The sequence below is a fragment of the Butyricimonas paravirosa genome, assembly GCF_032878955.1.
Lineage (GTDB): Bacteria > Bacteroidota > Bacteroidia > Bacteroidales > Marinifilaceae > Butyricimonas > Butyricimonas paravirosa.
Genome location: NZ_CP043839.1, coordinates 4,929,579 through 4,941,651 on the forward strand (window position 1 = coordinate 4,929,579; position 12,073 = coordinate 4,941,651).

At 36.2% G+C, this 12,073-nt stretch carries 11 protein-coding genes; all 11 read left to right on the forward strand.

The features are described from left to right. Positions 1-8 precede the first annotated feature (8 nt). Entirely contained in the window at positions 9-1,283 is a 1,275-nt protein-coding gene (locus F1644_RS19820) for a nucleotide sugar dehydrogenase (protein WP_168044238.1), read from the forward strand. A 10-nt stretch (positions 1,284-1,293) separates the two neighbouring features. Continuing rightward, positions 1,294-2,202, forward strand: coding sequence for a glycosyltransferase family 2 protein (locus F1644_RS19825; protein WP_168044240.1), 909 nt, complete (start codon positions 1,294-1,296; stop codon positions 2,200-2,202). Positions 2,203-2,259: 57 nt separating this feature from the next. Beyond that, positions 2,260-3,321, forward strand: coding sequence for a glycosyltransferase family 4 protein (locus tag F1644_RS19830; RefSeq protein WP_168044242.1), 1,062 nt, complete (start codon positions 2,260-2,262; stop codon positions 3,319-3,321). Between the two features lie 4 nt (positions 3,322-3,325). Then, on the forward strand, positions 3,326-4,462 hold the full coding sequence (locus F1644_RS19835; protein ID WP_168044244.1) for an N-acetyl sugar amidotransferase: 1,137 nt from the start codon (positions 3,326-3,328) through the stop codon (positions 4,460-4,462). A gap of 8 nt (positions 4,463-4,470) precedes the next feature. After that, entirely contained in the window at positions 4,471-6,591 is a 2,121-nt protein-coding gene (locus F1644_RS19840) for a bi-domain-containing oxidoreductase (protein ID WP_168044246.1), read from the forward strand. A gap of 26 nt (positions 6,592-6,617) precedes the next feature. Next, on the forward strand, positions 6,618-8,180 hold the full coding sequence (locus F1644_RS19845; protein WP_168044248.1) for an alginate lyase family protein: 1,563 nt from the start codon (positions 6,618-6,620) through the stop codon (positions 8,178-8,180). Beyond that, positions 8,177-9,343 (forward strand): glycosyltransferase family 4 protein, encoded by a 1,167-nt coding sequence (locus F1644_RS19850; RefSeq protein ID WP_168044249.1) that lies wholly within the window; start codon positions 8,177-8,179, stop codon positions 9,341-9,343. Before F1644_RS19845 ends, F1644_RS19850 begins: the two co-directional genes overlap by 4 nt. Positions 9,344-9,361: 18 nt before the next feature. After that, positions 9,362-10,321 carry an NAD-dependent epimerase/dehydratase family protein gene (locus F1644_RS19855; RefSeq protein ID WP_168044250.1) on the forward strand — a complete coding sequence of 320 codons (960 nt, stop codon included), beginning with the start codon at positions 9,362-9,364 and terminating at the stop codon, positions 10,319-10,321. A gap of 119 nt (positions 10,322-10,440) precedes the next feature. Further along, positions 10,441-10,695 (forward strand): hypothetical protein, encoded by a 255-nt coding sequence (locus tag F1644_RS19860; protein WP_087422434.1) that lies wholly within the window; start codon positions 10,441-10,443, stop codon positions 10,693-10,695. Next, positions 10,686-11,006 carry a type II toxin-antitoxin system RelE/ParE family toxin gene (locus F1644_RS19865; protein ID WP_087422433.1) on the forward strand — a complete coding sequence of 107 codons (321 nt, stop codon included), beginning with the start codon at positions 10,686-10,688 and terminating at the stop codon, positions 11,004-11,006. The genes F1644_RS19860 and F1644_RS19865 overlap by 10 nt, the downstream gene beginning before the upstream one ends. Before the next feature lie 60 nt (positions 11,007-11,066). Further along, positions 11,067-12,020, forward strand: a complete 954-nt coding sequence (locus F1644_RS19870; protein WP_168044274.1) for an MraY family glycosyltransferase — start codon at positions 11,067-11,069, stop codon at positions 12,018-12,020. Positions 12,021-12,073: the final 53 nt, after the last annotated feature.

Below are 12,073 nucleotides of genomic sequence, written 5' to 3' on the forward strand. Positions count from 1 at the left end.
TAATCAAAATGGAAATTAAAATTGCTGTAATTGGATTAGGTTATGTAGGACTTCCTTTAGCTAGACTATTTTCTACTAAATACCGGACGATAGGGTTTGATATGAATCAACAGCGGGTTAATGAATTAAATGAAGGGATTGATTCGACATTCGAAATTTCTACACAATTATTACATGATGCTTTAAGGTCAGGCTTTAAATGTACAACTTCTTTGGAAGATATACGTGATTGTAATTTTTATGTAGTAGCAGTTCCCACGCCTGTAGATAGTAATAATAGGCCTGATTTGTCTCCTTTAATAAATGCTAGTAAGACTATAGCTAAAGTGATATCGAAAGGAAATATTGTGGTTTATGAATCTACAGTTTATCCAGGAGTCACAGAAGAAGAGTGTTTACCTGTGATAGAAAAAATGTCTCAATTGAAATTTAATGTTGATTTTTTTGCAGGTTATTCTCCAGAGCGTATTAATCCTGGAGATAAAGAACATACAGTTGAAAAAATAAGAAAGGTAACTTCCGGCTCTACGGTAGAGATTGCATCCATTATAGATGAGGTATATAATTCTGTTTTACTTAATGGAACATATAAGGCATCCTCAATTAAAGTTGCAGAAGCATCTAAAATTATTGAAAATGCACAAAGAGATGTAAATATTGCTTTTATGAATGAGTTAGCGAAAATATTCAATGCAATGGGGATTGATACTAATGAAGTGATAGAAGCTGCATCATCAAAATGGAATTTTATAAAATTAAAACCAGGACTTGTTGGAGGACATTGTATAAGTGTGGATCCTTATTATTTAATCCAGAAAGCACAAGTATATGGGGTATTACCTAGGGTCATGTCAGCAGCTCGACGATTAAATGATGGAATGGGAGATTATGTTGCAAACCAAGTAATTAAAATAATGAATAAAAAAGGATGTATGGTAAAAGATGCAAGAATTTTGTTACTTGGCTTTGCTTTTAAAGAAAATTGTCCCGATATTCGTAATACTAAGGTTATTGATATTTATACAACATTGAGAGAATATTCTGCTAATGTTGTAATTTATGATCCTTGGGTTGATCCTTCTTATATTCGGCAAGAATATGGAATATCTTTGATAAAAGATGGCAAACAGATTCTTACTCAACTATTTGATACGATTGTTTTATGTGTTGCTCATGATGAGTTTAAACAAATTAATTGGCGAGATTTGTTGAGTTCGGATAATGGTGTTATCTATGATGTTAAAGGTGTTTTGTCGTTAACACAAATTGATGGAAGATTATAACTGATTGTATATGCTTTTTTCTGTTATTATTCCACATAAAGATTGTATCGCTTTATTATATCGAGCTGTAGATTCAATACCTGATAGTTTAGATATTCAAATTTTAATAATTGATAATAGTATTTCTCCAATACCTTCTGATTTATTTAAACGTAATAGGAAGAATGTAGAGATTTTTTATTCTGATCCTCAGTTAGGTGCTGGGGGGGCGAGAAATACTGGATTAAGATATGCGAAAGGTAAATGGTTGCTTTTTTTAGATGCAGATGATTATTATATAAACAATGCATTCCAGTTGTTTTTTGCTGAGGCAGATTCTTCTGAAGAGATTATATATTTTAAAATGAATAGTTGTTACTCAGATTCTGGTTTACCTGCAAATCGAGATGTGTTATTTAATAATTTGATTGATTTTTATTTGAAAGAGAAAAACACTTCAGAAGAAATTGTAAGGTACAAATTTGTTTCTCCCTGTGCTAAAATGGTTTCTCGCGAATTGATCCAAAGAAAAGAAATAAAATTCGATGAGGTTATTGCAAGTAATGATGTTATGTTCTCTCTTTATTCGGGATATTATGCTTTTAGTATTAAATGTGTAGATAACGTTGTTTATTGTGCTACTGTAACTAAAGGGAGTTTAACAAATAGATTGACTTTACAGACGTTAAAAGCAAGATATGAAGTCGTTTTGCGTTATAATGAATTTTTAAGATTACATCACAAACATAGATATCAAGGATCTGTGATGTATTATCTTTTAGAAGCTAGAAAATATGGGATTCGTGTCTGTGTAAATTTTGTTAAATTATGCTTGTACTATAGGAATAATCCATTTATAGGAATGACGAATTGGTTTGGGACGTATGTAAATTTAAGAAAGTCAATGAAAAAGGATAAAGCATATATTACAAAAAAATAATTATTTTTTAGATTGTAAAATTTGTTTTATGAGTTGTTTAAAAATAATTGTAGAATTGTGAAAATTGCAATAATATCTTCTGCGCACCCGGAAAAATGTCCTTACATTAAATACTATACGGATGTATTGGAACGATTAAACTTAAATTTTGATTTATTATCTTGGAATCGTGATGGTTTCTATAAAAGTTTCATGAAAAATAATTATTATTGGTTTAATTACAGGTCGTTAGAAACTAAAAATAATCTCTTGAAACTTTTTGATTATTACAAATTTTCAAAGTTTGTATCTAATAATATAAAAGATACAGATTATGATATTTTGATTTTATATGATACTGCCAGTGTCGTTTTTTTATGGCCATTATTATGTAAAAAGTTTAAAAAAAAATATATATATGATATTCGAGATTATTCTCCAATTATTCCTTGCATTCGAATGTTTATGCATAAGATAATTGTAAATTCAAAATTTACTGTTATATCTTCTCCAGGTTATAAAAAGTGGTTACCTCGGAATTATGAATATATTATAGGCCATAATTTGAGAAGAAAACTATTAAATATACCAATGATAATTCCATGTTTTTTTTCTAATAAGGTGATAAAAATACTAACTATAGGACAAATTCGTAATTTTTCCCCTAATGCATCTTTAGTTGAAGCAGTTGGGAATAAATCTAATATTTTACTGGAATTTGTTGGATATGGAAATGAGTATGAAAATTTAAAAAAATATTCAAAAAAATTTCATAATATACTTTTTACAGGTCGTTATAAAAAAGATGAGGAAGCTGATATTGTGAAAAATGTAGATTTTATCAACATCCTTTTACCGGATACTTTATCATTTAATACTCCTTTGAGTAATCGTTTTTATCTTTCTTTAATTTATAGGAAACCTATGATTGTGAATGAGGAAAGTATACAAGCGAAATATGTATTGAAATATAAGCTTGGAATTGTAATTAAAAAAGGCGATAATATATACGAAAAAATATGTGAGTATGTAAAAACTTTTGACCAAAATATTTTTTTATGGGGGTGTGATACATTATTAAAAGAAATAAAGGTGGATATTGATGAATTTGAACGAGTATTAATTGATGCTTTAATTTGAATATATGGAAGATAAATATCAGATTTGTACTAATTGTGTGATGGATACAACCGATTCAAAAATTGTCTTTGATGAGAATGGTGTTTGTGATCATTGCAACACGTTTAACAAGGATATAAAACCTTTTTGGAATCAACGTGATGGTGATAAACGTAAATTGTATGATATCGTAAATAAGATAAAGGAATGGGGGAAAGGTAAGGATTATGATTGTTTGTTGGGTATGAGTGGAGGAATAGATAGTTCTTATTTACTATATTATGCTGTAGAGGAGTTAGGTTTGCGTCCTTTGGTATTCCATATTGATACTGGCTGGAATACGGATTTGTCGATTTATAATGTTCATACTCTTGTTGAGAAATTAGGAGTGAAACTTCATACTGTAACTATTGATTGGGAAGAGATGGCTGATTTACAATTGGCATTTTTTAAATCAGGCGTGCCACATATAGATACACCTCAAGATCATGCTTGTTTCGCAACAATGTATCAGTTCGCTTCTAAATATAATATTCCTTACATATTAACAGGAGGAAATTATTCAACAGAGTGTATAAGAAATCCGAAAGAATGGATGTATTATCAATCAGATGTACGTCAATTGAAAGATATTCATAAAAAATTTGGAACTAAACCTTTGAAAAAATTTCCATTGACGAATATTTTGTGGCATAAATTTTATTTGCCTTATATAAAAGGGGTTCGATTAATACGAATGTTAGATTTGATCCCGTATAATAAGGAGGAAGCTATTCGTACTTTAGAAGAAAAATTTGGTTATCAAAAATATCCTCAAAAACATTTTGAGGATTTCTTTACGAGATGGTATGAATCTTATTGGCTTTATGAAAGATTTGGGTATGATGTGAGAAGGGTACAATTGTCTAGTTTGATTCTTACAGGACAGATTAGTAGAGAAAAAGCTTTAGATATATTAGCAACAAAACCATACGATGTCTCTTCTATAGATAAAGATACTGCTTATATTGCAGAGAAACTAGGTGTGTCTTATCAAGAAATTATGAGTTATATGGTGTTAGATAAAAAGACGTATAAAGATTATAAATCTCAACAGTCGATTTATAACGTAGGGACATCCATATCACGTTTGCTAGGTATAGAAAAGGGAGGAAAAAGATAATATTGAGCATGAAACAAATTATACAAGATCTTAAGTCGGGAGCGACAGTTTTGGAAGAAGTTCCGGTTCCACAGGTAAAGAGTGGCTATGTGTTGATTCAAACAACTAGAACGTTAGTTTCGTTGGGAACGGAACGGATGTTGGTTGAGTTTGGGAAGGCGAATTTGATTGATAAGGCTCGGCAGCAACCGGATAAGGTGAAACAGGTGTTGGATAAGATTAAGACGGATGGATTGCAACCGACTTTGGAAGCTGTATTTAATAAGTTGGGACAACCTCTTCCATTAGGATATTGTAATGTGGGGAAAGTTGTAGCTGTGGGAAGAGGTGTAACGGAGTTTGTGGTTGGAGATCGGGTGGCTTCCAATGGAAATCATGCGGAGTATGTTTGTGTTCCCAAGAATTTGGTGGCTAAGATTCCGGATAATGTGACGGATGAAGAGGCTACGTTTACGGTGATTGGTTCTATCGGTTTACAAGGGATTCGTTTGTTAAATCCTCAACTGGGGGAGTGTGTTGTTGTTGTTGGATTGGGATTGATTGGATTGGTTGCGGCAGAATTACTAAAGGCAAATGGCTGTAAGGTGATCGGGGTAGATTTCGATCAACAGAAGGTGGATATTGCAAAAAATAAAGGTATATATGCGATTAATCCTAAGAATGGGATTGATCCTGTGAAATATGTTGAAGAGATAACCGGAGGTGTTGGAGCGGATGGAGTGCTTATTACAGCTTCAGCTAAAGGAGATGAGGTGATTCATCAAGCTTGTTTAATGTCTCGCAAGAGAGGGCGTGTGGTGTTGGTAGGTGTGATCGGGTTAAACATGAGAAGAGATGATTTTTATAAAAAAGAGTTATCTTTTCAGGTATCCTGTTCGTACGGTGCCGGAAGATATGATGACGAGTATGAAAATAAAGGACATGATTACCCGTTAGCCTATGTGCGATGGACGGAAAAGAGAAATTTTGAAACGATACTTGGTGCAATATCATCTAAGATACTGGATGTACAACCTCTGATTACGGAAGAGGTGGATCTGGCCAATTATGCGGAGATCTATGGAGATATGCGTAAACATGGATCGATAGCTTCAATCTTAAAATTTCCGGTGGATTCAACCATTGAGAGAGTTGTTCCTGTTGGGGAGAATCGTGTGATGGTTGGAAGTGGTAAGTTAGGAATTATTGGGGCCGGGAATTTTGCATCTGCAACAATTATTCCTGCATTGCAAAAAGTAAATGCTCCAATAAAATATATTGCCAGTGCGCAGGGATTGACAGCGAAAGTTTTAGCCAAGAAAGCCAAAGCGGAGAATGCGACTTCTGATTATCGTGTCATGTTGAATGATCCGGAAATAAATATGGTAATTATTACAACAAGACATAATTTACATGCTTCGATGGTGATGGAAACTTTGGAGGCAGGTAAGAGTGTTTTTGTTGAAAAACCGCTTTGTTTGAACGAGGAGGAATTACAAAATATAGAAAATGCGTACATGAAGGCGAACGACAAAATAACGCTGACCGTTGGTTTTAATCGTCGTTTTTCTCCGTTTGCGGTAAAAATGAAAGCATTGGTTGGTGGTGGACCTAAAAATATCGTGGCAACAATGAATGCCGGATATATTCCGCTAGAAGTGTGGGTGCAAGATATGGAAGTGGGGGGAGGACGTATTATAGGTGAAGCTTGTCATTTTATTGATTTGTGTTCTTTCCTTGCCGATAGTAAGGTGATCGCTGTTTGTATGAATGCATTGGGAGAGAACCCGCAAGAGAATACAGATAACGTTTCGATTTTATTGAAATATGAAAATGGTACGAATGCCGTGATTAATTATTTTGCTAATGGGTCGAAATCTTATGCGAAAGAGCGTGTCGAGGTATTCTCGCAAGAAAAGGTGTTGGTGTTGGATAATTGGAGGAGACTGGAAGGGTTTGGCGTGAAAGGATTCTCAAAAATGACGGGGACGATGGATAAAGGACATAAACGTCAATTTGCTTTATTGAATGAGAGGGTGCAGAAGGGAGGAGAGGCATTAATTCCATTTGAAAGTATTGTAAATACGACTCGTGCTTCTTTTGCTTGTATCGAAAGTTTAAAGAAGAAGGCTTGGGTTGAGATTAGATAATTTTGTCGGATTGTTCTTTGAAATAAATGTCAACTTTTAGTAAGATTGATATACTATGGAATACGGTTAAGTACTTAAAACCGATTCAGTGGCGTTATCGTGCTAAGTTGTGGTGGCAACGATTCTTTCCACAAAAATTGCAATCATTAGATACGACTCCTGATAGGCAAATATTGAATTTTGTACCGTCGATCCCGAATGAAATCACGTATTTAGGTGACAATACTTTTCAATTTTTAAATTTGCAGAAATCTTTTGGAGAGCAAGTTGATTGGGAATTTGTTGAGTTTGGAAGATTGTGGGGATATAATTTGAACTATTTTGAGTTTTTGAATCAAAAAGGTATAGACGTGAGGGAAGGGAAAAAATTGATTCAAGATTTCATTCAACATCTTCCAAAAGCCAGAATGGGGATGGAGCCTTACCCTTTGTCATTAAGGTCTATAAATTGGATTCGTTTTTTGTCGTGTAATGGTATAAATGATGTTGATATTGATGCTGTTTTATACGCACAATTGAAATTGTTAATCCATAAACTTGAATATCATTTGTTAGGAAACCATTTGTTGGAAAATGGTTTTGCATTATTGTTCGGAGCTTATTATTTTAATGATCCAGTTTTCTATAAGAAGGCAAAAGCGATACTGATACCGGAATTGCAGGAACAGGTGTTGGGTGATGGAGGGCATTTTGAGAGGAGTCCAATGTATCATTGTATCATGTTGTATCGGGTGTTAGATTGCTATAATTTGGTACGTAATAATGCTTTGTTCGGAAAGGAGTTGGAAGATACTCTGAAAGAAAAGGCAGAGGTTATGTTGGGGTGGTTGGAAAAAGTTGTTTATAGTGATAGAAGGATTCCACTACTGAATGATGCAGCGGTGGGAATAGCCCCGACAGCCAAGGAATTAAATGAATATGGCCAACGATTGGGGATATTTTGTGGTAAAAAAGTGAGATTGAAAGAGTCCGGGTATCGGAAGGTTCAATGGGGAAAGTTCGAATTGTTTATTGATGTAGGGGAAGTTGGACCGGATTATCAGCCGGGGCATGCACATGCGGATACATTTAGTTTTGAGTTATATATCAATGGCCGGCCTGTCATTGTCGATACCGGAACTTCCACGTACGAGGTAAATAATACTCGTTTTTATGAAAGAAGTACTGCGGCTCATAATACGGTGGTTGTATCCGGACAAAATTCCAGTCAGGTTTGGGCGGGACATCGTGTGGCTCGACGGGCAAGGGTTAAAGTCCTTTGCGATGAAGAAGAACGTGTTATTGCCGTGCATGATGGCTATAAACGTTTGAGGTGTTTGCATACCCGTAAAGTGGAAAAGATGAAAGAACATATTCGGATTGTTGATGAAATTGATTGTGAGGGGATGGCTTATTTACATTTTATGCCGAAAGAGAATATCGTTTTAGATGGCAACAGGCTTCTCGGATCGGATTATTGTATAGAGTTCAAAGGGGCCCGTGAGATTGAACCATTCACGTCTATGTACGCTTCCGAATTTAATAAAAGAGAAGAAAGACGAAGCTTCCGTGTTTCTTTTGATAGGAGGCTAGAGACTATTATACAATGAAAATTTTATTCTTAACTTTTTATTTTGAACCGGATCTTTGTGCCGGGTCATTTCGTAATACACCGTTATTTCGAGAGTTATTACGCCAGATGGATGAGAAAGATTGGATTCATGTGATTACGACACAACCGAATCGTTATCAGTCTTTTCATGTCGAGGGGCAAGCGAGGGAAATTGGTGATAATTATAAGATAGATCGGATTCGTATTCCGGAACACAAGAGTGGCTTTGTTGATCAAGCTCGTTCTTTTCGGGTGTTTTATAAAGAGGCGTTGCGATTGGCGGGAAGAGAGCGTTATGATTTAGTGTATGCTTCTTCTTCAAGATTGTTTACTGCTTTTTTAGGTAGAAGAATTGCTGGAAAACAGGGTATTCCTTTGTATTTGGATATACGAGATATTTTTGTTGATACGATCAAGGATGTATTCAAGGGGAGGGAGGTGATCCGGATTCCGGCCGGGATTTGTTTTGAATGGATTGAACGATATACATTTTCGGGGGCCAAGCATATTAATTTAGTTTCGGAAGGATTTAAAACGTATTTCGAAAAATACAGAAAACCTGTTTATTCGTATTTTACGAATGGAATAGATGATATTTTTCTTGATGTCCCGAAGTCTAAGCGGCAAGCTGCTGAAGTGAAAGTTATTACTTATGCCGGAAATATCGGGAGTGGACAAGGATTAGAAAAGGTAATCCCAATGGCAGCTAAAAAATTAGGAGATCGCTATTTTTTCAGGATTATCGGGGATGGTGGAATTAAGACATTGTTGAAAGATAGAATAAAAGAATTGGGAGTTCGTAATGTGGAGTTGTTAGATCCGGTGTCAAGAGAAAAATTGATAGGGTATTATAATGATTCTGATTTTCTGTTTTTGCATTTGAATGATTTGGAGGCATTTAAAAAAGTGCTTCCGTCAAAATTGTTTGAATATGCGGCATTTGACAAGCCTATTATAGCGGGCGTTGGCGGTTATGCTAGTCAATTTATTCGAGAAAATTTGAGTAATTATATATTGTTTGCACCAACTGATGTTGAGAGTATGGTGGAACAAATATTGAAATTTGACAGAGGGAATCAAGAACAGGGTGATTTTGTTAACAAGTTTGCCCGGAAAAATATAATGAAAGAGATGGCACGCTCTATTCTTGAGTGTCGTTAGTTTTATGGGTGTATATTTATGAATATTCTTATTACAGGAATCCACGGTTTCGTGGGTTCTAATCTTGTGTCGTCTTTAAAAGAGCGGCATGTTCTTTATGGTTTGGATATTGTTGCCCCGGAAAAAGAGGGGGTAATGAGGACGTATTCGTGGGAAGAATTGGAGAGAATAGAGGGGATAGATGCGATTGTTCATTTGGCAGGGAAGGCGCATGATACGAAAAATGAGGCGTTGGCGGAGACGTATTTTACGATAAATACGGGATTGACACAGAAGGTATTTGATTTTTTCATGAAGTCTTCGGCGAAGAAGTTTATTTTCTTTAGTTCGGTGAAGGCGGCAGCGGATTTTGTGGTGGGGGATAAGTTGACGGAGGAGGTGATCCCGACTCCGAAGGGCCCCTACGGGGAAAGTAAGATTGCGGCGGAGAATTACATACTAGAACAATTGAAAATTGAAAATGGAGAATTGAAAATGCAGGGGAAGAAGGTGTATATTTTGCGACCTTGCATGATTCATGGGCCGGGGAATAAGGGGAATTTGAATTTGCTGTATAGTGTGGTGAAGAAAGGGTTACCGTGGCCGTTGGGGGATTTCGAGAACAGGAGGTCGTTTACTTCGGTGGATAATCTTTGTTACGTGGTGAATGGATTGATTGAAAAGGAGGTCCCGTCAGGGATTTATCACATGGCGGATGATGAGGCGTTGTCGACGAACGAGTTGATCCGGGAGATGTGTGAGGTGATGGGGAAGAAGGCGCATATTTGGCGGATGAATAAGGGGTTGATGAAGGAGTGTGCGGGGTTGGGGACTTTGTTACGTTTGCCGTTGAATTTGGAGCGGTTGAAGAAATTGACGGAGAATTATGTTGTCTCGAATGAGAAGATCAAGAGGGCATTGGGTATTGAGCGGATGCCGGTGACGGCGGTGGAGGGATTGAGGAAGACGATAAGGTCGTTTACTAATTGTAAATTTTAGATTTTAAATTGAGCGATTGTAAATGCTGGATAGTTGGAGATTATTTGTTCCAAACCTTCGAGTAAATATACGTGATATAGAAAAAAATCTTATATTTGTAGTAATAAATACTCAACAGGATGGAAACGATGAATTTGGATTCAATGCGGGTGAATATATTCAAGGAGCTGATGACTTTGGATAAAAATAATTTGCAAAAGTTATATGCTTATATATTAACTTTAACAAAGAGGAAGGAAACTGTAGAGGTGACTTTGTTGGAAGAAATGTTGGATGCTAATGCTGAGTATGCTTTAAAGGCCCACGAGAGAGGAGACGTTTACACAACCGAAGACGTGAAAAATTATATAGAAGACCAGCTTGGATGGAGGTAATTTGGACGAAAAAGGCAATAGAAAGTTTTAAAGAATTGGCTTTTTATTTAAATAATTCTTTCGGAAAAGATATTACAGCTTCTATTATTGGAAAAGTGACAAGGCGTGTAAATGATCTTTTGCGAAATCCTTTGTTAGGGAAGGAGTATGAGTCTAGTAATTTTTTGAAATATGAATTTCGGTTCTTTGTAATTAATAAACAAACCAAAGTTTTTTATTTTATTCAAGGTGAGTTTGTTTATATCGTGTTGGTGTTTGATGTTCGTCAGGATATCCGAAGAATTCATGAGATGTTATCTTCTATAAAATAAGTTTTCCTGTTTCTTTAATAAATTAAAATTGGAGTCTGTTTTATTATTTTAGTTTCCATGTTGTATTATTTGGTGGTATTTGTGGTGCTACTGGGGGTAGAGTTGCTCTATTTTCGGGTGGCGGACTATTTTAATATTATTGACAAGCCGAACGAGAGGAGTTCTCACACGAGGATTACGTTGCGGGGAGGGGGAATTGTGTTTTACGTGGGGGCATTGGTTTATTTTGTGGCTAGTGGGTTTAGTTTTCCGTGGTTTATGTTGGGGTTGACGTTGATTGCCGGGGTGAGTTTCGTGGATGATGTGCGATCCGTGACGCAACGGGTGAGGCTGGTAGTGCATTTTGTGGCGATGCTATTGATGTTTTACCAGTGGGGAATGGTGTCATTGCCTTGGTGGTACGTGTTGGTGGCTTTGGTTGTCTGCACGGGGATCATTAATGCTTATAATTTCATGGATGGAATTAACGGGATCACGGGAGGGTATAGTCTGGTGGTGTTGGGAGGATTGGCATACGTGAATGGATGGGTTGTTCCTTTTGTTGACGAGAAGATGATTTACACGATGATGGTGGCGGTGTTGGTGTTTGATGGGTTTAATTTCAGGCGGAAAGCGAAGTGCTTTGCCGGGGATGTGGGGGCGGTGAGCATTGCTTTCGTGATTTTGTTTTTACTGGGGCGGTTGATTTTGGAAACGGGGGATTGGAGTTATATTATATTTTTGGCGGTTTACGGGGTGGATAGTGTACTGACAATCATACATCGGTTGATGTTACACGAGAATATCGGGTTACCGCATCGGAAGCACATGTACCAGTTGATGGCGAACGAGTTGAAGATTCCTCACGTGGTGGTTTCTTTGGTGTATATGGGGGTGCAAGCCGTGATAGTAGCGGTTTATCTGGCTATGCCGGGGATGCATTATGCCTGTTTGGGAGGAAGTGTTGCCGTATTGGGAATAGGGTATGTGTTGTTTATGAGAAAGTATTTCAAATTACATTTGGTGATAAAGTGATTTGAAATTTTGTATAAAGAATTGAGCCTCGGAAATTCCGGGGCTTTTTTGTT

Excerpts from the sequence above, each read along its gene's own strand:
- F1644_RS19820 (WP_168044238.1), top strand. The coding sequence starts at position 9 with ATGGAAATTAAAATTGCTGTAATTGGATTAGGTTATGTAGGACTTCCT.
- F1644_RS19825 (WP_168044240.1), top strand. The coding sequence starts at position 1,294 with ATGCTTTTTTCTGTTATTATTCCACATAAAGATTGTATCGCTTTATTA.
- F1644_RS19835 (WP_168044244.1), top strand. The coding sequence starts at position 3,326 with ATGGAAGATAAATATCAGATTTGTACTAATTGTGTGATGGATACAACC.
- F1644_RS19840 (WP_168044246.1), top strand. The coding sequence starts at position 4,471 with ATGAAACAAATTATACAAGATCTTAAGTCGGGAGCGACAGTTTTGGAA.
- F1644_RS19845 (WP_168044248.1), top strand. The coding sequence starts at position 6,618 with ATGTCAACTTTTAGTAAGATTGATATACTATGGAATACGGTTAAGTAC.
- F1644_RS19850 (WP_168044249.1), top strand. The coding sequence starts at position 8,177 with ATGAAAATTTTATTCTTAACTTTTTATTTTGAACCGGATCTTTGTGCC.
- F1644_RS19855 (WP_168044250.1), top strand. The coding sequence starts at position 9,362 with ATGAATATTCTTATTACAGGAATCCACGGTTTCGTGGGTTCTAATCTT.
- F1644_RS19860 (WP_087422434.1), top strand. The coding sequence starts at position 10,441 with ATGGAAACGATGAATTTGGATTCAATGCGGGTGAATATATTCAAGGAG.
- F1644_RS19865 (WP_087422433.1), top strand. The coding sequence starts at position 10,686 with ATGGAGGTAATTTGGACGAAAAAGGCAATAGAAAGTTTTAAAGAATTG.